The 25,997-nt window shown below is 58.9% G+C and carries 23 protein-coding genes; 13 read left to right on the forward strand and 10 right to left on the reverse strand.

Features of this window, described 5'->3' with window-relative positions; translation table 11 throughout:
• The first annotated feature begins 37 nt into the window (after positions 1-37).
• The 4 genes from SIB38_RS18415 (at position 38) to SIB38_RS18430 (ending at position 6,165) form a co-directional block, all read left to right on the forward strand.
• Positions 38-1,210, forward strand: a complete 1,173-nt coding sequence (locus SIB38_RS18415; protein ID WP_412550783.1) for a penicillin-binding protein activator — start codon at positions 38-40, stop codon at positions 1,208-1,210.
• Positions 1,170-3,983 carry a [protein-PII] uridylyltransferase gene (locus SIB38_RS18420; RefSeq protein ID WP_412550784.1) on the forward strand — a complete coding sequence of 938 codons (2,814 nt, stop codon included), beginning with the start codon at positions 1,170-1,172 and terminating at the stop codon, positions 3,981-3,983. Before SIB38_RS18415 ends, SIB38_RS18420 begins: the two co-directional genes overlap by 41 nt.
• Positions 3,980-5,521 carry a murein biosynthesis integral membrane protein MurJ gene (gene murJ / locus SIB38_RS18425; RefSeq protein ID WP_412550785.1) on the forward strand — a complete coding sequence of 514 codons (1,542 nt, stop codon included), beginning with the start codon at positions 3,980-3,982 and terminating at the stop codon, positions 5,519-5,521. Before SIB38_RS18420 ends, murJ begins: the two co-directional genes overlap by 4 nt.
• Positions 5,522-5,616: 95 nt before the next feature.
• Positions 5,617-6,165, forward strand: a complete 549-nt coding sequence (locus SIB38_RS18430; protein ID WP_294116377.1) for an HdeD family acid-resistance protein — start codon at positions 5,617-5,619, stop codon at positions 6,163-6,165.
• A gap of 9 nt (positions 6,166-6,174) precedes the next feature.
• Here SIB38_RS18430 and SIB38_RS18435 read toward each other — a convergent pair whose 3' ends face one another.
• Positions 6,175-6,861 carry a rhomboid family intramembrane serine protease gene (locus SIB38_RS18435; protein ID WP_294116378.1) on the reverse strand — a complete coding sequence of 229 codons (687 nt, stop codon included), beginning with the start codon at positions 6,859-6,861 and terminating at the stop codon, positions 6,175-6,177.
• A gap of 100 nt (positions 6,862-6,961) precedes the next feature.
• On the opposite strand from SIB38_RS18435, the gene trpS reads away from it, so the two are divergent.
• The gene (gene trpS / locus SIB38_RS18440) at positions 6,962-7,999 is read left to right on the forward strand and encodes a tryptophan--tRNA ligase (protein ID WP_294116379.1); all 1,038 of its coding nucleotides are present in this window, start codon (positions 6,962-6,964) and stop codon (positions 7,997-7,999) included.
• 58 nt (positions 8,000-8,057) lie between these two features.
• Here the strand turns inward: trpS and SIB38_RS18445 are convergent, their stop codons facing one another.
• On the reverse strand, positions 8,058-8,600 hold the full coding sequence (locus SIB38_RS18445; RefSeq protein ID WP_294116380.1) for a GNAT family N-acetyltransferase: 543 nt from the start codon (positions 8,598-8,600) through the stop codon (positions 8,058-8,060).
• Positions 8,601-8,786: 186 nt separating this feature from the next.
• On the opposite strand from SIB38_RS18445, the gene SIB38_RS18450 reads away from it, so the two are divergent.
• Together SIB38_RS18450 and SIB38_RS18455 are read left to right on the forward strand one after the other, a co-directional pair.
• Complete coding sequence (locus SIB38_RS18450) at positions 8,787-9,272, forward strand: VOC family protein (protein WP_412550786.1); 486 nt, start codon at positions 8,787-8,789, stop codon at positions 9,270-9,272.
• 102 nt (positions 9,273-9,374) lie between these two features.
• Positions 9,375-11,273, forward strand: a complete 1,899-nt coding sequence (locus tag SIB38_RS18455; RefSeq protein ID WP_294116382.1) for a PhoX family protein — start codon at positions 9,375-9,377, stop codon at positions 11,271-11,273.
• A gap of 114 nt (positions 11,274-11,387) precedes the next feature.
• Here SIB38_RS18455 and SIB38_RS18460 read toward each other — a convergent pair whose 3' ends face one another.
• The 8 genes from SIB38_RS18460 to SIB38_RS18495 form a co-directional block, all read right to left on the reverse strand.
• Entirely contained in the window at positions 11,388-12,116 is a 729-nt protein-coding gene (locus SIB38_RS18460; RefSeq protein ID WP_294116383.1) for an SDR family oxidoreductase, read from the reverse strand.
• Positions 12,113-13,645: an ATP-dependent DNA helicase gene (locus SIB38_RS18465; RefSeq protein WP_294116384.1), complete on the reverse strand. Its 1,533-nt coding sequence runs from the start codon at positions 13,643-13,645 to the stop codon at positions 12,113-12,115. Before SIB38_RS18465 ends, SIB38_RS18460 begins: the two co-directional genes overlap by 4 nt.
• 148 nt (positions 13,646-13,793) lie before the next feature.
• Complete coding sequence (locus SIB38_RS18470) at positions 13,794-14,324, reverse strand: hypothetical protein (protein ID WP_294116385.1); 531 nt, start codon at positions 14,322-14,324, stop codon at positions 13,794-13,796.
• Between the two features lie 94 nt (positions 14,325-14,418).
• On the reverse strand, positions 14,419-15,117 hold the full coding sequence (locus SIB38_RS18475; protein ID WP_294116386.1) for a substrate-binding periplasmic protein: 699 nt from the start codon (positions 15,115-15,117) through the stop codon (positions 14,419-14,421).
• 235 nt (positions 15,118-15,352) lie between these two features.
• Positions 15,353-15,550 carry a helix-turn-helix transcriptional regulator gene (locus SIB38_RS18480; RefSeq protein WP_294116387.1) on the reverse strand — a complete coding sequence of 66 codons (198 nt, stop codon included), beginning with the start codon at positions 15,548-15,550 and terminating at the stop codon, positions 15,353-15,355.
• A gap of 22 nt (positions 15,551-15,572) precedes the next feature.
• Entirely contained in the window at positions 15,573-15,992 is a 420-nt protein-coding gene (locus SIB38_RS18485) for a hypothetical protein (protein ID WP_412550787.1), read from the reverse strand.
• Between the two features lie 177 nt (positions 15,993-16,169).
• A complete protein-coding gene (gene ccrA, locus SIB38_RS18490; RefSeq protein ID WP_294116389.1) occupies positions 16,170-17,456 on the reverse strand; it encodes a crotonyl-CoA carboxylase/reductase in 1,287 nt (428 codons plus the stop codon).
• Positions 17,457-17,607: 151 nt separating this feature from the next.
• Complete coding sequence (locus SIB38_RS18495) at positions 17,608-18,966, reverse strand: 1-acyl-sn-glycerol-3-phosphate acyltransferase (protein WP_294116390.1); 1,359 nt, start codon at positions 18,964-18,966, stop codon at positions 17,608-17,610.
• A gap of 192 nt (positions 18,967-19,158) precedes the next feature.
• On the opposite strand from SIB38_RS18495, the gene SIB38_RS18500 reads away from it, so the two are divergent.
• The 6 genes from SIB38_RS18500 to SIB38_RS18525 all read left to right on the forward strand — a co-directional run bounded on the left by SIB38_RS18500 (position 19,159) and on the right by SIB38_RS18525 (position 25,943).
• Positions 19,159-21,153, forward strand: a complete 1,995-nt coding sequence (locus tag SIB38_RS18500; protein WP_412550788.1) for a methylmalonyl-CoA mutase family protein — start codon at positions 19,159-19,161, stop codon at positions 21,151-21,153.
• A 193-nt stretch (positions 21,154-21,346) separates the two neighbouring features.
• The gene (locus SIB38_RS18505; RefSeq protein WP_294116392.1) at positions 21,347-21,661 is read left to right on the forward strand and encodes an H-NS histone family protein; all 315 of its coding nucleotides are present in this window, start codon (positions 21,347-21,349) and stop codon (positions 21,659-21,661) included.
• Between the two features lie 189 nt (positions 21,662-21,850).
• Entirely contained in the window at positions 21,851-22,555 is a 705-nt protein-coding gene (gene deoD / locus SIB38_RS18510) for a purine-nucleoside phosphorylase (protein WP_294116393.1), read from the forward strand.
• A gap of 111 nt (positions 22,556-22,666) precedes the next feature.
• Positions 22,667-23,332, forward strand: coding sequence for an alpha/beta hydrolase (locus tag SIB38_RS18515; protein ID WP_294116394.1), 666 nt, complete (start codon positions 22,667-22,669; stop codon positions 23,330-23,332).
• Positions 23,333-23,445: 113 nt separating this feature from the next.
• Entirely contained in the window at positions 23,446-25,125 is a 1,680-nt protein-coding gene (locus tag SIB38_RS18520) for a hypothetical protein (protein ID WP_412550789.1), read from the forward strand.
• A 233-nt stretch (positions 25,126-25,358) separates the two neighbouring features.
• The gene (locus SIB38_RS18525; protein WP_294116398.1) at positions 25,359-25,943 is read left to right on the forward strand and encodes an HNH endonuclease; all 585 of its coding nucleotides are present in this window, start codon (positions 25,359-25,361) and stop codon (positions 25,941-25,943) included.
• Positions 25,944-25,997 lie beyond the last annotated feature (54 nt).

Below are 25,997 nucleotides of genomic sequence, written 5' to 3' on the forward strand. Positions count from 1 at the left end.
ATCACGGGCGTGACCCCAACGGGAGTGGAGCTTACCTATGTTGTCTTTTCTTAAACCCGCCCAACGCTTTGTGAAAGGGGCGGTCGCAGGGCTTGCCGCGCTGGCACTGGCCTCTTGTGACGAAACCGGTGGAAGCTCCGGTCCAAAAATCGACGCCTCCGCCCCCGTGCCTGTGGCGCTTCTGGTGCCAAAAGGCTCGAGCAACTCTGGCGACGCACTGCTGGCACAAAGCCTTGAGAACGCAGCCAAACTGGCAATCGCAGATCTGGGTGACGTGAAAATTGATCTGCGTGTCTACGCCACGGCAGGCGATCCCAACACCGCCCAAGCCGTCGCCGTACAAGCGGTGAATGAAGGCGCCAAAATCATTCTGGGACCGGTGTTTGGCGAAGCTGCCAACGCCGCGGCCACGGCAGTGGCCGCGCGCAATGTGAACGTGCTGTCCTTCTCCAACAACACCACCATCGCAGGCGGCAACCTGTTTGTGCTTGGCCCAACCTTTGACAACACCGCCGACCGGCTGGTGGGTTTCGCCAAAGGTCAAGGCAAAGGCAACATCATGACGGTGCATGCCAACAACTCCGCTGGTCTGCTGGGCAACACCGCCATCGCCAACGCCATCACCCGCAATGGCGCAAACAACGCGGGCGCAGTAGGCTATGAGTTTTCGCAAGAAGGCGTGATTGCCGCTGTCAGCCAGATCAAGCTGAACGCAGAGCAAAACGGCGCTGACACATTGTTCCTCACCGCCAACACCTCCGGCGCCCTGCCCCTGCTGACCCAGCTTCTGCCAGAAGCAGGCCTCAGCCCGGCCACCATCCAGTACATAGGCCTGACCCGTTGGGACATCCCGGCGCAAACGCTGGAACTGCCCGGCGTACAGGGTGGTTGGTATGCGATGCCAGACCCAACCCTGACCAACCAATTCCAAACCCGCTACGCGCAGGCGTACGGCGGTCTGCCCCACTCTATTGGTGGTCTGGCCTATGATGGCATTGCGGCAATCGGCGCGCTGGTCAAACAAGGCAAATCTGATGCACTGACAACAGGCGCATTGACACAAGGCGCAGGCTTTCAGGGTGTGAACGGCATCTTCCGCCTGCGCACCGACGGCACAAACGAACGCGGGCTGGCCGTGGCCACAATCCGCGACAAGAAGGTGGTAATCATTGACCCTGCCCCAACCCGATTTGGAGGCGCTGGCAGCTAAGGCCAGCGACATCTTTCCAGCCCCGCCCAGCGCGGGGCTGATCTGCTCAGCTGACGAGATTTTCAATTGCGCCGAAGTGGCCGCGGAACTTGCCGAAATCCTGAAACAGGACGGCAAGGAAAGCGACCTGCGCAAAGAAATCGTGCCTCTTCTCATGGCCCGCCGCAAAGCGGCCATGGCTAAAATTGCAACGGCGTTCCGCGACCAACCGCGCGCCGCCCGCGCCATGACGCGCTCCTATACCTGGCTCACCGATTGCCTCGTCAGCTGCGCCTTCTACGTCGCCACCGTCCGATTCTACCCACTGCACACCCCCACCGAAGCCGAGCGCCTCGCCCTCTTTGCCGTCGGCGGCTATGGCCGTGGGGAAATGGCGCCGCAATCCGACGTAGATCTGCTGTTTTTGACGCCCTACAAAGTCACCCCATGGGCGGAGAGCGTGATCGAATCCATGCTCTACCTGCTCTGGGACCTGCGTCTCAAAGTTGGCCACAGTTCTCGTACCGTGAAGGACTGCCTGCGTTTGGGACGCGAAGACTTCACCATCCGCACGGCCTTGCTAGAAAACCGCTTCCTGCGCGGCCATGAGCCGCTTGACGAAGAGCTCAACACCCGCCTTGAAGAGGAACTCTTCAAAGGCACCGAACAGGAATTCATCGAAGCCAAGCTCAACGAACGCGACGAGCGCCACAAAAAGCAGGGCCAGCGCTACGTGGTGGAGCCCAATGTCAAAGAGGGCAAAGGTGGCCTGCGCGACCTTCAATCGCTCTTCTGGATCGCCAAATACGTCTACCACGTCTCTGATGTCTCTGAACTTGTTGAGAAAGACGTGCTGCTTCAGGAAGAGCTTGAGCGCTTCATCGCGGCGGAAAACTTCCTCTGGGCGGTGCGTGGTCACCTGCACTTGACGGCCGGTCGCCCCATGGAGCAGTTGACCTTCGACGTGCAAGTCGAGATCGCCGATCAGATGGGCTACACCGACAAAGGTGGCCGCCGCGCGGTGGAACACTTCATGCAAGAGTTCTTCCGCCAAGCCACCGCTGTTGGCGACTTGACCCGCATCCTGCTGACCAAGCTGGAAGCTAATCACGCCAAAGCCGAACCGCTGCTAGAGCGCATCTTCCGCCGCCGCCCACGCATGAAGCCCGGCTACAAAATGGTGCACAACCGTCTGGATGTGGCGGATGAAAAGACCTTCCTCGACGATCCGCTCAACCTGCTGCGCCTGTTCGAAGAGGGCCTGCGTACCGGCATGTTGATCCACCCGGACGCCATGCGGCTGGTGACGGCCAATCTGCACCTGATCGACGACGACTTCCGCGCCAACAAAGAGGCGCGCCGCCTGTTCCTCGACTTACTACTGAAACACGGCAACCCCGAACGCGCCCTGCGCCGCATGAACGAACTGGGCGTGCTCTCAGCCTTCATTCCGGAGTTTGAGCCTATCGTCGCGATGATGCAGTTCAACATGTATCACTCCTATACGGTGGACGAACACACCATTCAGGTGATCTCCAACTTCATGGACATCGAACGCAAAGACCTTGAGGACGAGTTGCCGCTCAGTTCCGAAATCCTCGCCTCCGGCGGCATCAACCGCAAAGTGCTCATGGTCGCCATGCTGCTGCACGACATCGGCAAAGGCCGCGACATCGACCACTCTGTGCTCGGCGCGCAAATCGCCCGCAAGGTCGCGCCGAACCTGGGCCTCAACAAAGCCGACAGTGAAACCGTGGAATGGCTGGTGCGCTATCACCTGCTGATGTCAGACACCGCGCAGAAGCGCGATATCGCTGACCCGCGCACCGTGCGCGACTTTGCCAAAGCTGTGAAAACGGTGGATCGCCTCAACCTGCTGACCATCCTGACCGTGTGTGACATCCGCGGCGTTGGCCCGGCTACCTGGAACAACTGGAAAGCTGTTTTGATCCGCGCCCTGCATGGTCAAACCAAACTGGTGCTGGAGGATGGCATGGAGGCCATCACCCGCGAAAACCGCGGCACCAAGGCCAAGAAACTCCTGCGCGAAGAACTGTCCGACTGGCCCAGCAAAGACCTCAAGAAAGAGACCGCCCGCCACTATGAGCCGTATTGGCAGGGCCTGCACATCACCGCCCACAAAGTGTTTGCGGACCTGCTGCGCGACATTCCGGACAACGAAGTCCGCATCGACCTGCACCCGGACGATGACCGCGACGCCACCCGCGTCTGCTTTGCTATGGCGGACCACCCCGGCATCTTCTCGCGCATGTGTGGCGCATTGGCTCTGGTGGGCGCCAACATCGTCGACGCCCGCACCTTCACCTCCAAAGACGGCTACGCCACCGCCGCCTTCTGGATTCAGGATGCGGAAGACAAGCCGTATGAGGCCGCCCGACTGCCGCGCCTTCGAAAGATGATTGAGCGCACCCTGGCTGGTGAGGTTGTCACCACCGAGGCCATCAAATCCCGCGACGTGATCAAAAAGCGCGAACGGGCCTTTAAGGTGCCGACCACGATCCTGTTTGATAACGAAGGCTCAGAAATCTACACCATCATTGAAGTGGACACCCGCGATCGCGCAGGCCTGCTGTTTGACCTCACCCGAACCTTGGCCAACAGCAACGTCTACATCGCCTCCGCCGTGATTGCGACTTTTGGCGAGCAGGTGGTCGACACCTTTTACGTCAAAGACATGTTTGGCCTGAAGTTCCACGCCGAAGGCAAACAAAAGGCGCTGGAGAAGAAACTGCGCGAAGCCATCCAGCAAGGCGCTGAAAGGGCCAACGCATGAAGCCCATCCGCCTGATGCGCGGCTTTCTGACCGTGGGCTTCTGGACTCTGCTGAGCCGTGTGCTGGGCTTTGTCCGAGAGATCTTGATTCTGAACTACATCGGCCCTGGCCCTCTACTGGACGCCTTTGTGGCGGCCTTTCGCCTGCCCAACATGTTCCGCCGCTTCTTTGCCGAAGGCGCGTTCAACGCCGCCTTTGTGCCGATGTTTTCCAAAAAGCTGGAGGGCGAAGAAGACGCGGAACATTTTGCTAGCGAGGCCCTGAGCCTGCTGTTTGCCGCAGTGATGACCCTCACCGCTCTCGGCATGATCTTCATGCCCGCGCTGGTCTGGCTTACGGCGGAAGGCTTTGCCGGAGACGCGCGGTTTGACCTGACGGTGGGCTATGGCCGCATCGTCTTCCCCTACATCTTTTTCATGTCCTTGGGCGCGTTGTTCTCCGGCGTGCTCAATGCCACCGGCCGCTTTGCCGCCGCCGCAGCAGCCCCGGTGCTGCTCAACATTCTGATCATCCCTGCCCTGATCCTCGGGCATCTGTCGGGTGGCCCTGTCATCACCTGGCTGATCTGGACCATTCCCGTCGCCGGCGTGGCCCAGCTTGCTTTGGTCTGGATTGCCAGCCGCAAAGCCGGCCTGCGCATCAAACTGCGCCTGCCCAAATGGACGCCCGACATGGCCCGCATGGTCCGCGTCGCTGTGCCCGCCGCGCTGGCCTCCGGCGTAATGCAGATCAACCTTGTGGTTGGGCAAATCGTGGCCTCCAACACTGAAGGCGCCGTGAGCTGGCTCTATGCCGCAGATCGCCTGTACCAACTGCCCCTTGGTGTGATCGGCATCGCCATCGGCATTGTTCTGCTCCCAGATCTCTCCCGTCGCTTGAAAGCCAACGACGATGTCGGGGCTCAAAACGCCTTCTCGCGCGCCAGCGAGTTTGCGATGTTCCTGACCCTCCCCTGTGCCGTGGCATTCCTCGTCATCCCGCTGCCGATTGTCTCCGTGCTTTATGAACGCGGCGCAACCGGCTCTGATGACACCGCCGCCATCTCGGTCGCTTTGGCGATTTACGCGCTTGGTCTGCCAGCTTTCGTCCTGCAAAAGCTATTGCAACCGCTGTTTTTTGCCCGCGAAGACACCAAGCGCCCGTTCCACTACGCCGTCTGGGCCATGGTGGTGAACGCCGTGCTGGCCTTTGGGTTGGCGCCCTACATCCAATGGATGGCCCCTGCCATTGCCGCCACCGTCTCCGCCTGGATCATGGTGGCTCAACTCGGCTTTGGCGCGCGCGGCTACGGTCAAGTGGCCAAGTTTGACATCCGCCTGCGCAAACGCCTTTGGCGCATCTGTCTGGCCTCCGCCGCCATGGGCGGCGCGCTCTGGGTGACCTGGGTCATTCTGGTGCCGTGGTTCGGCCTTCCCGGCTGGCGCTACGTGGCTTTGCTGATCCTGCTCACGCTCGGCGCGGTTGTTTATTTTGCCGTCGGCCGCCTGATTGGCGCCTATGTTCCCAGCGAATTGAGGGCTGCTGCCCGCCGTGGTTGAGCGGGCACAAACCGACAAATAGACTCAGAAACCAGTTGCTCCCGCCCCCTAATGTGCCGTTAACCTTAGGCATTCTTTAATCTCGGGAGTGAGACATGAATAATTGGATCGTAATGTTGATCGTCGGCATCTTGGCCGTGGTCTTGGGTGTTCTGGCCTTAGCCAACCCTTTCGCCGCCTCGGTAACCGCCACAGTCTTTGCAGGCTGGAGCTTCCTTTTCCTGGGCGCATTTCAAACCTTTGCCGCCTTTAGCGCGCCGTCGACTGGCGCAAAAATCGCCGGTGTGATCCTGGGTGTACTCGCCTTGGTCATCGGCGTGCACATCATCGCACAACCGCTTCAGGGCCTGCTGTCCCTGACCTTCGCCGCAGGCATTCTGTTCCTTGTATCCGGCGTGTTCAAAGGCGTGTTTGGCTTTTCCAACTTCGAAGGCAGCGCCCGCTGGGCCTTGCTGCTGTCCGGTCTGGTCTCGGTGATCCTGGGCCTGATGGTGCTGAACAACTTCCCACAATCCGCAGCTGTTCTGCTGGGTGTGTTGCTGGCCATCGAACTTCTGTCCAACGGCATCAGCGCCATCGCACTGGCCTTTGCCGTGCGCAGCGCCAACAACGCCGAAGAGACTCCTCAAGAAGACGCCGCCTAAGCGGTCATATCACTGGCGGCGGATCTTTTCGCGGATCCGCTGCCACCCTCCAGGGATCAGCGCAAAAGACATCAAGAACCCTGCGCCAAAGCCGATCACATCGGCGACCCAATCCGGACTGCCTCCAAAAATCAGGTTAAAGCCCAACTGAATGGCCACCAGCATGCCAATCAGCGAAAACGCTCGAGCTTGTGGTGCGCCCACCTCTCCGAGGCTGGTCCACAGCAAAAACGTAAACGCCCCGATCAGCCCATAAACACCAGGGTAGCTGCCCAATAGCGGCGTCGGGCTGTCTAAAATCACCGCGTAGCCCAGCGCACCTACGACACCGGAAAGCACAAAGATCGCCAAGGTTGCCCAACCGGAGAACACCTCCCCGACCATCTTGCCCATTGCTAATAGCAACACACCGCCAAACAGCGCATGGGTGAAGTTGTAGTGCACAAACAGATAGCTCACAAAACGGATCATATGTTCTGCCGGATACACTCCGTTGGAGACCATCCAATCAAAAATGTCCGGAGAAAACGCGTAGCGCTGAATGGCATCCAGCCGCCAACCCACCGATGCCGGTCCTCCGACAATGCCTTGGGCACCAAACCACAAGGTGGCTTCCACACCGACCAGCAACAAAAACAACGCCGTCACCACCGGCGGCAACGGGTTCACGGGGCTTTGATCATCTGGGTGCGACATGCCTGTACTCCTTACCCGCCCTGCTTGCCGGTCCGGCTTGACGGTGTTTGGCCTCGGAGATAAGCCAAGCAGGCTAACAAATCCAGATGGAGTATTTCCAATGAACGAGGCGGTCCAAACGTCCTCCACCTTTACCCCACGCGTCTTTTCCGGGATTCAACCCTCGGGCGGTCTGACGCTGGGCAATTACCTCGGCGCGATGAAGCGCTTTGTTGATATGCAAGAGGCTGGCACGCATGAAACTGTGTTCTGCATGGTTGACCTGCACGCCATCACAGTCTGGCAAGACCCTGCCAAGCTGCAACGCGCCACCCGCGAACTCTGCGCCGGTTTCATTGCCGCAGGCATCGACCCGAAAAAATCGATCTTGTTCAACCAATCCGCCGCGCCGGAACACGCACAACTGGCATGGATCTTCAACTGCGTCGCCCGCATGGGCTGGATGCAGCGCATGACCCAATGGAAAGACAAAGCTGGTAAAAATTCGCAAAACGCTTCGCTGGGCCTGTTTGCCTACCCGGCGCTCATGGCGGCGGACATTCTGATCTACCACGCCACCCACGTGCCCGTGGGCGAGGACCAGAAACAGCACCTTGAGTTGACGCGCGATGTCGCCACCAAGTTCAACCACGACTATGGCGTGGACTTCTTCCCAATCACCGAACCGGTGATCGAGGGCGCGGCCACCCGTGTGATGTCCTTCCGCGATGGCACCAAAAAGATGTCCAAGTCCGACCCGTCCGATGCTTCCCGCATCAACATGACCGACGACGCGGACACCATCGCCAAGAAAATCCGCAAGGCCAAAACCGACCCGGAAGCTCTGCCATCTGAGGCCAAAGGTCTGGAAGAGCGTCCCGAGGCCCGCAACCTGGTCAACATCTACGCAGGTCTGTCTGGCCTGACCGTGGATCAGGTTCTGGCCGACGTCGGCGGCAAGCAATTCTCCGAGTTCAAGCCAATGCTCTCTGACCTCGCAGTGTCCAAACTGTCCCCAATCAGCACGGAAATGGCCCGCCTGATGGAGCATCAGGACGAGATCGACAAGATCCTCGCCCACGGCGCAGGTCAGGCCCGCGAAATCGCCGCGCCAATCCTGAAAAAGACCTACGAAATTGTCGGCATGGTCGGCGCGTAAGTTTTCCACATCACTGCAAACAATCAGCCCCGCCACTGGCGGGGCTTTTTGTTGGCCCTCAGTTGCCCCCCAAAGCGCGCTCCAAAAACAGCGCCTCCTGGTCCCCAAACGTGCCCGTCACCGGGTTGTCAAACCCAACCTTTTCAGCCACCCGCACAGACGCCGCATGGGCCGGATCAAAGATCGCACAGGCCATCGGAAACTCCTTGGCGAGCACATCATCCGCCCAGGCCATCACCGCCCTAACAGCCTCCGTCGCCAGCCCCTGCCCCTGCGCCGAGGTTTTTAACGCCCAACCGGCTTCCGGCTTGCCATGCACGCTTGGCTGAGAGTCCCGATGGTAATCCGCCAACCCGGCCTCGCCCACAAACGTGCCATCCACCTTGCTCTCCAGCACCCAGTAGCCATAGCCCAGCGCCTGCCAATGCCCGATATACCGCAACAGTCGCGACCACGACTCCGCCGCTGTCGACGGCACACCCGAAATCCGCGCCACAACCTCCGGATCCGCCCACATCGCGGCGCTATCCTCAAAATCCGTCAGCTCATGCCCGCGCAGGATCAGCCGATCCGTTTCAAGCCTTGGTACCATTGCTGTCATTTTCTCTCCCTCGCCGCGTACTTTGTTGTGGCCAACTTCGACCAATACGCGCGATATGCAAGCTCTCACTGCCGCCCATCAAAACGAAGTCCTCCCTCCGCATTTCCGCACATAATCCGCGCCAAATCGCAAGTTTTCAGCGCCCAGCGCCGCGCCTACCTTTGTTGCCAACAAAGGAGACCTCTCATGCCCGCGCCTTACGCCCCCTCCGCCCGCATTGGCCACGTACATCTGAAAGTCGCCGACCTTGACCGCGCGATCGCCTTCTATGCCGATGTCCTGGGCTTCGAAGTCCAAACCCGCCTCGGCAACGATGCCGCCTTCCTCGGATCAGACGGCTACCATCACCACATCGGCCTCAACACCTGGCGCAGCAAGGGCAGCGGCCCCGCGCCGGAACACCACACCGGCCTGTTCCACACTGCCATCCTCTACCCCTCTCGCGCCGACCTCGCGACCGCCGTGCAGCGGGTCATTGCCGCCGGCTATCCAGTGCTGGGAGCCTCTGATCATGGCGTGTCCGAAGCCATCTACTTCAACGACCCAGACGGCAACGGAGTCGAACTTTACCGAGATCGCCACACCGCCGAGTGGCCGCGCCACAAAGATGGCAGCCTACAAATGTACAGCCGTCCACTGAAACTCGAAGCCCTTCTGGCAGAGGCGGCTTAACGCCGGGCAGCGTCACAAAACTGCAAACAGCTTGTCACGAATCTGAATCAGCGACCTCCTAGTCTTGGCATCAACCAAAGATCCAAGCCTACGGAGCCAGGAATGTCCTCTGACCACCAAATTGACGACCTGTCATTTGACGAAATCGACGAGCTGATCTCGCCTCGCGCGGAAGAAACCGACTTTGACCGCATCGTGGAAACCGCCTTCTCTCGTCGTGGCTTCCTGGGCGGTGTGATGACCTTTGGCCTCGGCTCTTTTCTGGTCGGCACAACAGCCCTGACCCGCGAGGCCGTGGCCGCTGGAGATCGCTTTGGCTTCACCCAGGTTGCCGCCAACACAGAGGACACCATCACCGTGCCAGACGGCTTTGAGTGGGAACAAGTTGTGACCTGGGGCGATCCGCTCTTCTCTGACGCCCCGGCTTTTGACGAAGCCACACGCGGCACCGCGGCTTCTCAGGCGCGTGCCTTTGGTGACAACAACGACGGCATGTCGATCTTCACCAAAGATGGCCGCACCGTCATGGCCATCAACAACGAATACACCAACCGCAAAATCCTTTGGGGCAACAACCCCGAGGGCAAGTGGGTGTCCGACGACGATGTGCAAAAAGGCATGAACGCCCACGGCGTGTCTGTCTTCGAAGTGGCCCGCGACGAGAGCGGCAACTGGCAGGTGGTGGTCGACAGCGACCTGAACCGCCGCATCACACCGCAAACCGATATGGACCTGACCGGCCCTGCCGCTGGCCATGACCTGTTGAAAACCGAGGCAGATCCTACCGGCACCACCACCAAAGGCACCTGGAACAACTGCGGCAACGGCGAAACCCCGTGGGGCACCTACCTGACCTGCGAAGAAAACTTCAACGGCTACTTCTCCGCTGAAGATGAAGCGCATGAGGTCTCTGCAGAGCTGAAGCGCTACGGTGTATCCTCCAAAGACTGGGGTTACGGCTGGGCCAAGGTGGATCCGCGCTTTGACGTCTCCAAAAACCCAAATGAGCCAAACCGCGCGGGCTATGTGGTCGAAATCGACCCGTTTGACCCAACCTCCACGCCAAAGAAACGCACCGCTCTGGGCCGCTTCAAGCATGAAAACGCCGCCGTGGTGTTGGCGGCCAACGGCAAAGCGGTTGTCTACCTCGGCGACGATGAGCGCGGCGAATTCCTCTACCGATTTGTCTCTCACGGCACCTACTCTGCCACCGGCGACAACAGCGATCTTCTGGAAAGTGGCGACTTGTTTGTCGCCAAGTTCTTTGATGACATGCGCGGCGAATGGCTGGCCCTAACGCCCGACACCACCGGCATGTCCGACGCGGAAATCCGCATCCATACCCGTCAGGCCGCGTCCAAAGTTGGCGCAACCACGATGGACCGCCCAGAATGGGTGGCGGTGAACCCAACCAAGGCAGAAGCCTTTGTTGCGCTCACCAACAACAAGAACCGGGGCAAAAAGCCAAACGCTGGCGGCGATGACACCTCGGCCAACGGGCCAAACCCACGTGTCGAAAACCACTACGGCCAGATCGCCCGCTGGATGCCCGACAACGAAGACCACAGCGCCAACGGTTTTAGCTGGAACCTCTTCGCGCTGGCCGGGAACCCGGATGTGCATGATGATGCATATGCAGGCAGCGAAAACATCAATGCCGGAAATATGTTCAATTCCCCGGATGGCATGGCCTTTGACAGCACCGGCCTGTTGTGGATCCAGACCGACGGCAAATATTCTAACGAAGGCGACTTTGCGGGCATGGGCAACAACCAGATGCTTGCGGGCGACACCGTCACCGGTGAAATCCGCCGCTTCCTGGTTGGCCCCAAAGAATGTGAAGTCACCGGAGTTTGCTGGTCCCCGGATCGCCGCACCATGTTTGTCGGCATTCAGCACCCGGGTGAAAAAGGCAACTCCCACTTCCCGGATGGCGGCACCTCCGTGCCACGGTCTGGTGTTTTTGCGGTACGTCGCACAGACGGCGGCCTCATTGGATAACAACGACGCAAATTCTGACTACCCAAATACCTTTTTACATCCCGCTTTTTAGCACCAAACCTTTGGCCCCTGACCACCCCCTGGTCGGGGGCTTTCCTTTTACAATGGGAGGGCTTAACCGCGCCCGATGTAAGGCATCTTGGTCGCCATCACTGTCATGAACTGCACATTTGCATTGAGCGACATCTCCGCCATATGCAGCACAGACCGCGCCGCATCCTGCACATCCATCGTGGCATTGGGGGCTTTGCCATCCGCCACCAGCGCCGCGTTCAACCCCGCCACCATATCGGTCTCCGCGTTGCCAATATCGATCTGACCACAGGCAATGTCATACGGCCGCCCGTCCAGCGACAAGGCCCGGGTCAGCCCGGTTACCGCATGTTTTGTGAGCGTGTAGCATACCGAACCTTCGCGTGGCACATGCGCGCTGAGTGACCCATTGTTGATGATCCGCCCGCCCTGCGGCACCTGCCGCCGCATCTGCGCATAGGCCAGCTTGGCGGCAATAAACATGCCGCGCACATTGATATCCAGCACCTGGTCAAAGCCGCCCAGATCGATCTCATCAATCGACCCGGCAGGGCCAAACATGCCTGCATTGTTGAACAGCGCATCCAGACGTTCGGCGCGCGCCACAAACCGCGCAAACGCGCTCTCCATCGCCGCCGCGTCGGTCACATCCGCCACCAACGGCACCGCGTTCACATACTCGTCGGCTATCGCTTGCAGCTTCTCTTCGCTGCGCGCCAACACACCAACCCGCCAACCAGCGTCCAGAAAGGCCACCGCTGTCGCCCTGCCAATCCCCTGGCTCGCGCCGGTCACAATGATGCTCTTCACGCGCTTTCCTCCTGCGCCATCAACTCCAGCGGCGCAGGCGCCACCGTCAAATCACTCACGTCCAGCGGCCCCGACGGCTTTGCCAGCCGATTGCGCACCACCCAATGCAGCCGCTCGCTCGCCCGCGTAATCGCCACATAAGCCAACCGCTTCCACAACGGCTGCCCCGCCTCGCTGCGGTTCATGCGTGCAGCCACATAAAGGTCCGGCGCAAACACCTGCACGTTCTCCCACTGAGAGCCCTGCGCCTTGTGAATGGTCACCGCCGCCCCGTGCAGGAACGTTGCCCCCATCCGCGCCGCATAGGGAATAAACGGCTCTTCTTCATCCGGCATCTCGATCTTCACAATCGACGCCGCCGACACGCGCGGATCCTCCGCGCCCATCACATGCAGCCGCGAAAACCCCGGCTTGCGGCCCGGCCCCAGATAAATCACCTGCGCGCCTTTGATCAGCCCCCGCGCCTCCAGATCCAGCCGCTTCTTACGGTGTTTCATCGGCAACTCGATCCCGTCACAGATCAGCGGCTCGCCCTCAAGCAGCTCATCTTCCGGCGCGTCATGCACCATGCGAAACGCGTTGATCAGCCGGATACGCGTCGCATTGCGCCACACCAACACCGGCGAGCGCGCCATCAGGTCGACCTCAACCCGCTGGGCAAACTGCACCCGATCATCCTTGCGCGCGGTGTCCTCCACCATGCGCTCAAAGTCATGGAACTCCAGCTGCGGGTCGGCCAGAGCATGCGCCAGATCCAAAATCGGATTGTCCGCGTCCTGGCGGTGAATGCGCTCCAGATTATAGACCGCCGGTGCGGGCAACTTATCAAACACCATCGCGCCCGATTGGTTCACCGGCGCCAGCTGCGCGGGATCTCCAAACAGCACCAACGTGCTGAAAATCTCTTTCAGATCGTCAAACTGCTTGTCATCCAGCATCGAGCTTTCGTCGATAAACCCGATGTCCAGCGGATCATCCCGCCGCTTCCAACCGGTGATGAAATCACTGCCCCGCAGCCCAGCCGCCGCCAAAGCGCCTGGAATGGACTTGTGCAGCTTGTAAAACTCCGCCGCCCGATCCAGAGCCTCATCTGTGAGCCCCTCAATATCCGGCCGCTCACCATTGTCCGCCAGCCACTCGGCGATCTTCTCATACTCAGGGTCATAGACCGGCGTATAGATGATCCGGTGAATGGTCGTCGCCGGCACGCCGCGCATCCGCAACACACTCGCCGCTTTGTTGGTCGGCGCCAAAATCGCCAACGTCCGGTGATCTTTCTTGCGCTTGCCTTCATAGTCGCCGGAGACAATATCCACCCCCGCGCCTTCCAGCGCCTTCACCATCTCCGACAGCAACAACGTCTTGCCCGACCCGGCCTTGCCGGTTACCGCGGCAATCGCCTGTTTGCCTTCGGTGGCAGGCGTCAAAAGACCCTCGTCCAAATCCACCCCCAATCCTTTCAGCAAGGCGGAGATATTGTCGAAGGCCTCGGCCTGGTCATGGCTGAATGTGATGGAGGTACTGCTCATGGCGCGACCCTATAGCGGGCAGCGATTGGGGGCCAGCGGGTTTCGTCTTGAACCCGAAACAAAGGCCACAAACGCGCCGTCAGACAGCGCCAGACCTCCCCAACTATAGACCCCCTTTAATTTGCCTTTCTAATCCCTTCGCCTCTCACTAAGTCGTGACATCTTTTTTCGTTGAGAATGTCAATTGATACGCTTTGTACGCTTCAATGCAGGTATCAAAAACATATTCAAATTCGAACTTCACAGGTTCATTTTCGTAGAAAGCAAGGAAACATTTCACATCAGGAGATTGCGACAGGTATCGGCAAATCGCCTGGCGGTACTTCCATGGTTTCGCCCTTTTCGGAAGTCGCGAGAGCCAATGCGCGTTTGGTCTTCCCGGAAATGGCCACCCTTCAAGCAATGAGGGACCGGAAGGAAGTGGATTGCGCCCCATGACTTCCAGAAACAATCTGAGCTCTTGCGGCGTTGCAAACAGCAAATCCACTTTCTGGAAATGCACATGCATCAAACACCACTTTTTCCTTTGAACCAGAAATGGGTGTGAGACGGAATCTGGCCTCATTGGCTGTCCACTTTTCGTGAACTTGAGCACCCACCCCACTGACTTTGCGCCTGCCCAGCCGCTTAAGGGCGTCCAGGGGAATTCGTTACAATAATGTAGGTCAATGCGCTTCATGTCTCGCTCCCCCAACATGTCTAACAGAGCACTGGCAATAAAAAGCCCCCGTTATTGCAGACGAAGGCTCTCTTTAGAAATGAAGTATTGGAAGTTACTTCGCGTGCGCGTCCCAAGCATCCCGCAGGGCTTCCCCGTCAGGATGCTGGCGAGAAAACAGGACATAGACAGGAGCGGATCGCACCTCAGCTGCCTCGCCAATATCACTTGCTTCGTCGCCCAGAACCTCATTCAAAGACAACTCACCAACAACTCTGTTTTCGATCAGCACATCCGCCCGGCCGGACTGCAACATTTTCCACGCACTTTCTGCAGATGTCACTGTGCGCATGTCCATGCCGCGCTTCTGGTATTCCGCTTCATACCAATATCCCGCATAGCCAATGACAGAGAGGCCCTGCGCTTGAATGTCGTCAATTGAGGTCACATTCAAGCCGTCTGGATACTTGGTCCGGCTGTAAAAAATCACATCTGTCTGACCGTCCACTGGCACTTCTGGGTAGTAGAACTCATCCACACGTTCGTCCGTGCGTGACCAAGAAAACGTCGCAACAAAGTCGCCTTTCTTGGTCATCTCAAAGGATCGCTTCCACGGCATGTACTCAAGCTCAATGTCATAGCCTGCCGACTTCATCACTTCGCGTACACGCTGAGTATGCAGGCCATTGTCTGGCAACTCTGAGCCGATATAAGGCGCCCATTCGCCTGCTGCAAAAGTAAGGGTCTCGGCCATTGAAGACGCCGCAGCTAAGACGGAAAAGGCACATGCCGCAAGGGTGGTTTTGATGTTCATTTTGACACTCCGCTAAAAGACTAATGCAAAGGCCTAAGCGGGAGACCTTTCCAAAAAGTGAAATGCCCAAACAAGAAATTGTGCGGCCAATTGAAACCTTGAGCCACCGGGCGAAGAGGCCAACGCGGGAAACCGCTTTTTTTCGATCCGCGCGAGTTTCCTGCCTGCGTCAAACACAATGTTCCGCGCGCACCGGTTGGCTGCTTGCTGCCGGTAGGCGAAGGCACTTTGCCCCCTAGACACCCTCCTCCTCAAAGATCTCCTCAATCGATAGCTCAAACACCCGCGCAATCCGAAAGGCCAAAGGCAACGATGGGTCGTACTTCCCGTTTTCAATGGCGTTTATCGAATTGCGCGAAACGCCAAGCGACGCGGCCAGATCGGCCTGTGTCCATCGTCGCTCAGCACGCAGCACCCGAATTTTGTTCTTCATGACACCACTCCGTTTTGCTGGCCTAGCGCCTAGACACCCACCAAAAGGATTGGCTGATCACAAACACGGCGCTCATCACAATCATCGCAAAGGTGACGCCCAGGCCAAATCCAACCGCCGAGAGTGGCAATCCACTGCCAGACATCGCCGCGACACTGGAAACGACATTCTGCAAAGCGGGCATCGTCACCATCAGCATGACAAACGCCAATGACAGCGGCACCCCAACGGAACTTGCCGTGGCCAATGCGTAGCGCACACTGGCCCACTTCAACTCATCCTGATCCCGGAAAATCGAGAAAAACACCCAACCGGCCCACAGAATGCAAAGCGCAGAAAAGATGATGTTGGCCACAAAAGACACCTCAAAAACAAAGAAAAACGCGACTCCGATACAGACGGCGACAAACACGGAAATTTGCGAATACGTGGAACTGGGCATGACTAGCATCCTTCTCTAAATGACAAGTTTACTTGTCGTGATTCGCACCAAGTGGTCAAGCGCTCAGCGCAAGACGCCCTGCAATCACCACGGTCCCAGACATGAAAAGACCCCCGAAGCCAGGCGGCTCCGGGGGCTGGAGGAAAACGGGGGAAACCGTTTTATGATCCGTGCGTGTTACTTGCCCGCGTCGAGCACATCTTCCAGCGTGCGCAGCCCGGTCTTTGGCGCCTGCACCAGCACCGACATGTTGCCCGGCTTGTGTTCGTTGCGATACATTTTCATGTGCGCTTCCGGCAGCTCGGCCCAAGGGAACACTTCAGACATGCATGGGTCCAGACGACGCTCCACCATCAACTGGTTGGCGGCCGCAGCCTGCTTCAAGTGGGCAAAGTGGGAGCCCTGCAGACGCTTCTGATGCATCCACATGTAGCGCACGTCAAAGGTACAGTTGAAGCCAGACGTACCGGCGCAGATCACAACCATGCCGCCTTTTTTACAGACCAGCGAGGACACAGGGAACGTCTTCTCCCCCGGGTGCTCAAACACCATGTCCACGTTCACGCCTTTGCCGGTGATCTCCCAGATCGCCTTGCCAAATTTGCGCGCCTCTTTCAGCCAGTCGTTGTATTCCGGCGTGTTCACGGTTGGAAGCTGACCCCAGCAGTTGAAGTCGTTGCGGTTGATCACGCCTTTCGCGCCAAGCCCCATGACAAAGTCACGCTTGCTCTCGTCCGAAATCACGCCAATCGCGTTGGCGCCAGCGGTGTTGATCAGCTGGATCGCATAAGACCCCAGACCACCGGACGCGCCCCATACCAGAACGTTCTGGCCTGGCTTCAGATCGTGTGGCTCGTGGCCAAACAGCATCCGGTAAGCAGTTGCCAGCGTCAGCGTATAACAGGCTGCTTCTTCCCAGGTCAGGTGCTTGGGACGCGGCATCAACTGCTGTGCTTGCACACGGGTGAACTGAGAGAAGGAGCCGTCAGGCGTTTCATAGCCCCAGATGCGCTGGCTGTCGGAGAACATCGGATCGCCGCCGTTACAGTGCTCGTCGTCGCCGTCATCCTGGTTGCAGTGGATCACAACTTCGTCGCCCACTTTCCAGCGCTTCACCTTGTCACCCACGGCCCAAACGATGCCGGACGCATCGGAGCCTGCGATGTGATAGGGCTGCTTGTGCACGTCGAACATGGAGATCGGAACACCGAGGCCGGCCCAAACACCGTTGTAGTTCACGCCCGCGGCCATCACCAGAACCAGCACTTCGTGGCTGTCCAGCGTTGGCACGTCGACAACTTCCTGCAGCATCGCCTGGTTCGGCTCACCTTGACGCTCGCGGCGGATCGCCCACGCGTACATCTGTTTTGGGACATGTCCCATCGGAGGCATTTCGCCCACTTCGTACAGGTCTTTCTGTGGTGCGTCGTAGGTCGCAATGCCGTTTTCAGTATCCAGAGCCATCTTCGCCTCCTGATTGGTCGTTTCGCCGCGATGCAGAATCGCGTTCCTGCCACCGTGATACGGATGGCGAGGTAACATTGCAACCTTCATGAAGGTGTTTTTGTAATTTTATGACCCAGCAGGCGCAGCATGAATTGCTGCAATCGCACAATCACCCCATCAAATGCCTTATGGAATTGGCGTAAAACCGCAGGATCTCCGCCTGGTCCTTGTTCACAGAAAACGTGCCGTCACTCTCCAACAGCACCCGCCGCCCCACCAAAGTCTTCAGCGCGCTGTCTATCGCCTCCTCCGGCACCTCCCGCATAAACCGTGCCCGAGACTGCGGCAGCGCCGCCAGCCGCGCCGCAAAGGCGTCTTTCACATCCTTCTGCGACAAAGGCCCGGCGGCCTGCTCAAAAATATACGCCATCAGCGGCACCGGCAAGATTGGCACCACCCCGTTGATGCGCCGCATCAACTCCACACCCAGCGGTTTGGCCACATCACCGGATACGTCCTTGGAGAACTCCGTGAGCGATACAGGCCGTCCAAAGCGCACCGTGGCATTGCCAAAGCGATGCACTTTTCCGCGCAGCCGCAACAACAGTTGTTTGAAGAAGAACCCCACAATCACCGAAATCCGCGCCCGGAACCCCTTCCCGCCCCGCGCCGCCGATTCCAACAGGATGCGGTCTTCCAGCACGCGGTCATAATTTATCGCCACCGGCACAAACACCACATCGCGCCCCTCAGGCTGGTACGCATCGGTGATGTATTTGATCAGCCCCAGCTTCGGGTCCTGCGGCGCCCCGGTCAGCGACAACCGCCCCTCCGGGAACATCGCCTGGGCTACCCCCGCTTCGGTCGCCAACCGGACATAAGCCGCCAGCACCTTGCGATAGAGATCGTTGCGCGACTTGCGCCTGATAAAGTACGCCCCCATCGCCCGGATCAACCGGCTGAGCGGCCAAACCCGCGCCCATTCCCCCACCGCATAGGACAACGCCCCGCGCCGCGCGGCCAGATAGGTCACCAACACATAATCCATGTTGCTCTTGTGATTGATCACATAAACGATGGTGCTCTCCTGCGGGATCGCGTCCAGCGCCGCCTCATCCACATGGGTCAACCGCACACGATAAAATGCCCGGCTCAGGAATCGCGCAATCTTGATGGCGACGCCAAAATACATGGTGGCCGAAAACGACGGCACAATCTCGCCCGCGTAGCGCTTGGCCGTCTCAAAGGCCACGGCCTCGGGAATCCCTTCCTCTGCTGCGTGTTCTGCAACTGCGCGGGTCACATCGGGCTGATAGATCAGCCGCTCGATCATGTCGTGGCGCTGCGCCAGCTTGAACGGCTCAATGGGCCGCTCCAACCGCTCGTTCAGCCGCGCCACCACGCGCTCCATCCGACGCCGGAAGAACCAGCGCACCGAGGGGAAAAGCAAGTGACTGGCCGCTGTGACCACCGCAAACAGCAGGATCAGTACAAAAAGCCAAAGGGGGAGCTCAATCGTCGATGTCATGAAATGACTCTGACTACACCGCGCGCGCGGGCGCAATAGACTTCGCGCACGCGTACCCCAGTGATCTCCCCACCAACAGAACGATTTTGCCGCAACGCAGCGAATTGACTTGCAAAGGATGTTTCGCGTACATACGCTCAAACGAAAGATTGTTGCTAGGTCCACGTATGACCCCCAGCAGAGGAATGAAACATGTCGCAGACGCAGCAAAACCAGCCCGCCGATAAACCTGCCAAGGATCGTCCGTGGTTGATTCGAACCTACGCCGGCCATTCCACCGCCAAGGCGTCCAACGCGCTCTACCGCTCCAACCTAGAAAAAGGCCAGACCGGCCTGTCCGTGGCCTTCGACCTCCCCACCCAGACCGGTTATGACAGCGACCACATCCTGGCGCGCGGCGAAGTGGGCAAAGTCGGCGTGCCGGTCTGCCACCTGGGCGACATGCGCACCCTGTTTGACCAGATTCCGCTGGAGCAGATGAACACCTCCATGACAATCAACGCCACCGCGCCTTGGTTGCTTGCGCTCTACATCGCCACGGCCGAAGAGCAAGGCGCCGATGTCGCCAAGCTGCAAGGCACGGTGCAAAACGATCTGATCAAAGAGTACCTGAGCCGCGGCACCTACATCTGCCCGCCGGAGCCCAGCCTGAAGATGATCGCGGATGTGGCCGAATACTGCTACACCAACGTGCCCAAATGGAACCCGATGAACGTCTGTTCCTACCACCTACAAGAGGCAGGCGCGACGCCAGAACAGGAACTGGCCTTTGCCTTGGCCACCGCCATTGCAGTGCTTGACGCGCTAAAGCCTCGCGTGGCCGAAGAAGACTTCCCACGCCTTTGTGGCCGTATCTCCTTCTTTGTGAACGCGGGCATCCGCTTTGTGACTGAGATGTGCAAGATGCGCGCCTTTGTGGACCTCTGGGATGAAATCCTGGTGGACCGCTATGGCGTGACTGACCCCAAATCCCGCCGCTTCCGCTATGGGGTGCAGGTCAACTCTCTGGGCCTGACCGAACAACAGCCAGAAAATAACGTCTACCGTATTCTCATCGAAATGCTGGCTGTGACCCTGTCCAAAAAGGCCCGCGCCCGCGCCGTGCAATTGCCCGCCTGGAACGAAGCGCTTGGATTGCCACGCCCATGGGATCAGCAATGGTCCATGCGCATGCAACAAATCATGGCCTTTGAAACCGATCTTCTCGAATACGACGATCTGTTTGACGGAAACCCGGCGGTGGATTCCAAAGTCGAAGAGCTAAAAGACGGCGCACGCCGTGAATTGGCCAATTTGGAAAGCATGGGCGGCGCGATTGGCGCGATCGATTATATGAAATCCCGCCTTGTGGACAGCAACGCCGAACGCCTCAACCGCATCGAAGCCGGTGAGACCGTGGTGGTGGGCGTGAACAAATTCCAGAAAGGCGAGGCCTCTCCGTTGATGACCGGTGATGGTGGCATCATGGTGGTGGACCCAGCCGTAGAGCAGGAACAGATTTCTCGTCTGTCCGAATGGCGCAATCAGCGCGACAGCGCGGCCGTTGAAAAAGCCCTCGCAGATCTGCACGCTGCGGCGGCCAATGGCGACAACATCATGCCCGCTTCTATTGCCGCCGCCAAGGCAGGTGTCACAACTGGCGAATGGGCCGCACAAATGCGCGTTGTGCACGGCGAATACCGCGGCCCGACCGGCGTATCCGGTGCCCCCTCCAACAAAACCGAAGGTCTCGACGATCTGCGCAATGCCGTGGACGCCGTGTCTGACAAACTGGGCCGCCGCCTAAAATTTTTCATTGGCAAACCGGGACTTGACGGCCACTCCAACGGTGCCGAGCAAATCGCCTTCCGTGCCCGCGACTGCGGCATGGACATCACCTATGACGGCATCCGCCTAACACCCGAAGAGATTGTGGCCAAAGCGTTGGAAGACGCGGCCCATGTGGTGGGTTTGTCGATCCTGTCGGGCTCGCACATCCCGTTGGTTGAAGACCTGATGCAGCGTATGCGTGATGCCGGATTAGGCGACACGCCTGTTATCGTCGGCGGTATCATTCCTGACGAAGACGCAGAGCGTTTGCGCGCCATGGGTGTGGCGCGGGTCTATACCCCAAAGGACTTCGAACTCAACACCATCATGGGCGACATTGTCACATTGGCGAATCCCGACGCTGTGGCGGCCGAGTAAGCGTTGGTGCACCGAGAAAGCGGTCTCAAAAAATGAGACCAGCGCAGATTTTGCGGGTAAGGAAAACCATACTCGCAACTTATAATTGTAAAATTCAGAACCCATCACGCAAAAATAGTCTTCCGCCTTGCATATCCCTATTTCTGCCTGTGAAAATGTAAGTCAATCGGAATAAGCGAATGGACGGTCCAAAATGAATTTGGAAGATATGAGCCGCGAAGCGTTGATTGACCTGCGCGCGCAGATCGATATCCAACTGGAAAAACGCGAAGCGCAACGCAAAACTGATGCGCTGAAAGCCATCGAGGAAGCCGCCGAAAAATACGGCTTCTCTTTGGAAGAGCTGGCCAGCGTCTCCGGCAAAAAGCGCGGCGGGTTGATGAAAGGCGTGCCAAAATACGCCCATCCAGAAGACAAAACCAAAACCTGGACCGGCAAAGGCCGCAAGCCGAAGTGGTTTGACGAAGCCCTAGCAGCAGGCATTGCGCCGGACGCCATGGAAATCTGATCCCGGTTTCCGAGCCAACCGACAAAGCCGGAGTGCGCCATCAGGCCCGCTTCGGCTTTTGCTTTTTCCAGCAGATGTTTTTCAGATTTTTGCCTTGTGCCGCGCTAGAATTTTGACCATCTGATTCACTCTTATACGTTTGCCCAAAGGGCAACGCTCTGCGCCCATAGAAAAACAAAAGGAATTGCCATGACTGTACACATCGGAGCCCAACCCGGAGACATCGCAGAAACCGTTCTTCTGCCAGGCGATCCCTACCGCGCCAAATGGGCGGCGGAGACCTTCCTCACCGATGTGAAACTGGTGAACGAAGTGCGTGGTATGCTCGGCTTCACCGGCATGTGGAAAGGCAACCGTGTCACCATCCACGGCTCCGGCATGGGCATGCCGTCCCTGTCGATCTACGTCAACGAGCTGATCAAGGACTACGGCGCCAAAACCCTGATCCGCATTGGTTCCGCAGGCGGCATGCAGGAGCACGTCAAGGTGCGCGACGTTGTCGTTGCCATGACTGCCTCCACCCTCTCCACCCCATCACGCGGCATCTTTAAGGAGCTGAACTTCGCCCCATGCGCCGATTACGGGCTGTTGCGCGCTGCGGCTGATGCGGCCGAAGCCAAGGGCACCCCAACCCATGTTGGCGGCATCTACAGCTCCGACGTGTTCTATGACGAGCGCCCGGACCTCAACGAACAAATGGTGCGCCACGGCATTCTTGGCGTCGAGATGGAAGCGGCCGAACTTTACAATCTCGCCGCCCGCCACAACGTACGCGCGCTGGCCGTTCTGACCATTTCCGACCACCTTCTGACCGGCGAAGCCCTGCCGTCTGAAGACCGCGAAAAATCCTTCGGCGATATGGTCGAAATCGCGCTCGAAGCCGCCTTCGCCTGATCGGCAACACATCCCTTCAGGCGGCCACGCGCATCTTGCGACAGGCCGCCTGACATGCCACACACGCCCCTAACTGCTGCAGCCGCAGCCACCACAGACAAGGGGCCCTCCATGACACGTGTATTGCAAGCTCAACGCAAGGAACCGGTTTCCGGCGAAACCCGCTCTGCGGTGATTTTCCTGCACGGCTACGGCGCCAACGGCGCGGACCTCATGGGCCTAGCCGATCCGCTGGCCGAGCACCTGCCCGACACGCTCTTCCTCGCGCCAGACGCGCCCGAAGAAATCCCGGGCATGCCGATGGGCCGCCAATGGTTCCCAATCCCCTGGATCGACGGCTCCTCCGAAGAGGAAAGCGAACGCGGCATGATGGCCGCCGTCGAAGACCTCAACGCCTTCCTGGATGCCGTGATGGTCGACGAAGACCTCCTGCCGGAACAGGTTGTGCTCTTTGGTTTCTCGCAAGGCACCATGATGAGCCTGCATGTCGCCCCCCGCCGCGAAGACGAACTCGCCGGCATCGTCGCCTTCTCCGGCCGACTGCTTCAGCCAGACCTGCTCAAGGACGAAGCCATCAGCAAACCGGCGATCCTGCTGGTGCACGGGGACCAGGACGACGTGGTGCCGCCGCAATCCCTGCCTCAGGCCGCCGAAGCCCTGCAAGAGGCCGGCTTCACCGATGTCTACGCCCACATTATGAAAGGCACGGCCCACGGCATTGCACCCGACGGCCTGAGCGTGGCGCTCGCCTTCATGCGCGACAAACTGGGCCTTTAAGGCCACGGCCTGCGCATTTTCGCAGCAATCGCAGTCCCGATAGCGCAAAAGCCTTTTGCGCCATCGGCCCCCTGCGGTAAGAAAACCTAAGATTTGATGTATTGGATTTCACCGTGTTGCACTCTGACAGCCCCAAAACGCCCGCATTCCGCCTGACCTCCAACAGCGCCAAGCTTGCCGGCTTTCTTTGCGCCACCGCTTTGATCCCTGCGACGACTTCGGCCCAAAGCGTCAATCCGCTGGACAACGGTCCAACGCGCATTGTCTCGCTTGAAACAGGCAACCTCTACCCAAAGGGCACGCTGGAGCTGACCGTTGGCGCCCGCCAGACCAGCCCAAGCGACCGCGCAGGCACCGGCAACCAGAACTACCACGGCGGCGGCGTCTACGCCTTCTCCGACCGCTTCAACCTCGGGTTTGAGCTGCAAAACTACATTGATCCGGTGGGTGGCCCAATCAACGGCTTCCCCGGCGTCGGTCCGGAGCGCATTCCACAGCTCGAAACCAACCAGCTCGCGCTTTGGGGCAAATACCAGCTCTACAAAGATGACCGCTGGGCCATCGCCGCCCTTGGATCGGCTGAGGTCTTCACCAAAATGCAGACCGACCTCTGGGGCAACTTTTTCCGCCCGCAATCCAACGTCGCCATCGGCGCGTTAAAAATGCCGATCACCTACACTGTCAATCCAAAGCTACAGGTGCATTTCACCCCGGGCATCACTTTGGGTCCGGATGAAATCGACGGCGGACAATTCTACGGCAATATGGTCACTATGGGCGCCGGTGTGTCCTACAAGGCCCACCCCCGCCTGTCCCTGTTTGGCACCGTCGAATCCTCCGTGGGAAGCCCCAACACCATAGCGAGCAGTGGCGAATGGGTGACCAAACCGGTCTGGTCCGCCGGTGGCCGCTACAACGTCACCCCACGCGTTGCCTTTGAAGGCTATGTGACCAACGGCTTTGGCGTCTCCCCAGCCACAAGCACCTGGACCTTCTGGCCGGACGGCGACCACCTGATGGTTGGCGGCCGCCTGATCTATACGCCGGGCGACAAGCGAGATGAAAGCTACCGCACACTGTCCCTGCCAACGACCCGGCCACAGCTCAACGCCCAGCAGGACGGGTTCACCCTCGGCTCCGCAGCCACGCTGGACCCAGGCCTTGTCCGCGCCGACCTCTGGTACGGCAGCGAAAACAATGCCGGTGCCTCGATTAACTTCAGCCCGGATCGTGACGTTGAGCTGCAGTTCATCTTCGAGCAATTCGCAGACAACGCCACCGCAAACGCCAATCTGGTGCCAACCACAAACGTGCGCTACATGATTGGTCCGAAACTGCGCCTGATGGATCAGAACAACGGCAACCCGTTTTCTCTGGCGGGTCGTATGCTTTACGGCCGACAGATCAGCTCTGCCTCGCAAAAAGTAGGTGTCTTTTATACGGACCTGACAGCCAATTATCGCGCGCGCAACGGGTTCTCCCTCACGGCCAGCCCAAAGATTGCCGCCTGGGGCAGCACGGAACTTGTCGGTCTTGGCATGGGCATTGGATACAATTTTGACAACGGCCTTGAGCTGATGGCGGAAGTCACGCCTATCGGTCGGGACGGCAACGACACCACCTGGGCGGCAGGCGCGCGCTATCACCTTGGCAACTCCGGCTTTTCGGTGGACGCACAGGCGACCAACGCCATCGGCCGCCACGGCATCGGCGGCATGATCGCGCAAGACGAGACCCGCTTTGCTCTTACGCTCTCCAAAACCTTCGACATCTCGGGCGCCAAATTCTGGTAAGCGACCACGGCGCAAAGCTAAACCACCTCCTCACCCCGCCCGTAAAACAGGTGGGGTGAATGCGGTTTAGGCATCTGACGTCATAAATCCGTCACCCATCCATGAAACTCTGCACCTGCCTTATCACAAATGGAGATCACGCATATTGTGAGGCTTGTCAGAGTTGAGACACGAGATATAGTGGTCATAGGCCTCGTGCCACTGCGGCACGAACGCAGCGAGGGAGTACCCTTATGGACGGCGATTTTAGGACGGAATTCACGCGACATCCCGGCGGATTGAAGCATCATCCGGCATTGGTTCTCAATGCAGACTACCGCCCCCTCTCCTACTACCCGCTGTCGCTATGGCCTTGGCAGGACGCGATCAAAGCCGCTTACATGGATCGGGTCGATATCGTGGCCGAATACGACCATGTGGTGCGCAGCCCTTCTACTGAAATCCGGATCCCTTCCGTCGTGGTGCTCAAAGACTATGTGAAATTGCAAAAGCGCGTGGCCTTCACGCGCTTTAATCTTTTTCTGCGGGATGGTTTTTGTTGCCAGTATTGTGGCTCACGGGGCGACTTGACGTTTGACCACGTGATCCCTCGCGCCGCAGGCGGGATCACCAGTTGGGAGAACGTGGTTGCGGCCTGCTCCCCCTGCAATCTCAAAAAGGGCTCCAAAAGCCTCCGGCAAGCCCGCATGAGCCTGCGCAAACCGCCGCGCCAGCCCGGCTCCGAAGAACTGCGCAACATGGGTCGCAAGTTCCCCCCCAACTTCCTGCATGACAGCTGGATGGACTACCTCTATTGGGACGCGGAGCTACAGGCATAAGGCAAAGCACCCTAGCAAAGCAAGTTAGCACCATCTCCGAGTAAGCTTCGATGC

The sequence above is a fragment of the Shimia sp. MIT910701 genome (assembly GCF_047126315.1).
In the GTDB taxonomy this organism is placed as follows: domain Bacteria; phylum Pseudomonadota; class Alphaproteobacteria; order Rhodobacterales; family Rhodobacteraceae; genus Shimia.

Coding starts and splice junctions, on each gene's coding strand:
- SIB38_RS18430 (WP_294116377.1), top strand. CDS start 5,617: ATGAATAATTGGATCGTAATGTTGATCGTCGGCATCTTGGCCGTGGTC.
- murJ (WP_412550785.1), top strand. CDS start 3,980: ATGAAGCCCATCCGCCTGATGCGCGGCTTTCTGACCGTGGGCTTCTGG.
- SIB38_RS18505 (WP_294116392.1), top strand. CDS start 21,347: ATGAATTTGGAAGATATGAGCCGCGAAGCGTTGATTGACCTGCGCGCG.
- SIB38_RS18475 (WP_294116386.1), bottom strand. CDS start 15,117: ATGAACATCAAAACCACCCTTGCGGCATGTGCCTTTTCCGTCTTAGCT.
- SIB38_RS18470 (WP_294116385.1), bottom strand. CDS start 14,324: ATGAAGCGCATTGACCTACATTATTGTAACGAATTCCCCTGGACGCCC.
- SIB38_RS18445 (WP_294116380.1), bottom strand. CDS start 8,600: ATGACAGCAATGGTACCAAGGCTTGAAACGGATCGGCTGATCCTGCGC.
- SIB38_RS18485 (WP_412550787.1), bottom strand. CDS start 15,992: ATGCCCAGTTCCACGTATTCGCAAATTTCCGTGTTTGTCGCCGTCTGT.
- SIB38_RS18415 (WP_412550783.1), top strand. CDS start 38: ATGTTGTCTTTTCTTAAACCCGCCCAACGCTTTGTGAAAGGGGCGGTC.
- SIB38_RS18480 (WP_294116387.1), bottom strand. CDS start 15,550: ATGAAGAACAAAATTCGGGTGCTGCGTGCTGAGCGACGATGGACACAG.
- SIB38_RS18435 (WP_294116378.1), bottom strand. CDS start 6,861: ATGTCGCACCCAGATGATCAAAGCCCCGTGAACCCGTTGCCGCCGGTG.
- trpS (WP_294116379.1), top strand. CDS start 6,962: ATGAACGAGGCGGTCCAAACGTCCTCCACCTTTACCCCACGCGTCTTT.
- SIB38_RS18455 (WP_294116382.1), top strand. CDS start 9,375: ATGTCCTCTGACCACCAAATTGACGACCTGTCATTTGACGAAATCGAC.
- SIB38_RS18525 (WP_294116398.1), top strand. CDS start 25,359: ATGGACGGCGATTTTAGGACGGAATTCACGCGACATCCCGGCGGATTG.
- ccrA (WP_294116389.1), bottom strand. CDS start 17,456: ATGGCTCTGGATACTGAAAACGGCATTGCGACCTACGACGCACCACAG.
- SIB38_RS18515 (WP_294116394.1), top strand. CDS start 22,667: ATGACACGTGTATTGCAAGCTCAACGCAAGGAACCGGTTTCCGGCGAA.
- SIB38_RS18495 (WP_294116390.1), bottom strand. CDS start 18,966: ATGACATCGACGATTGAGCTCCCCCTTTGGCTTTTTGTACTGATCCTG.
- SIB38_RS18500 (WP_412550788.1), top strand. CDS start 19,159: ATGTCGCAGACGCAGCAAAACCAGCCCGCCGATAAACCTGCCAAGGAT.
- deoD (WP_294116393.1), top strand. CDS start 21,851: ATGACTGTACACATCGGAGCCCAACCCGGAGACATCGCAGAAACCGTT.
- SIB38_RS18450 (WP_412550786.1), top strand. CDS start 8,787: ATGCCCGCGCCTTACGCCCCCTCCGCCCGCATTGGCCACGTACATCTG.
- SIB38_RS18465 (WP_294116384.1), bottom strand. CDS start 13,645: ATGAGCAGTACCTCCATCACATTCAGCCATGACCAGGCCGAGGCCTTC.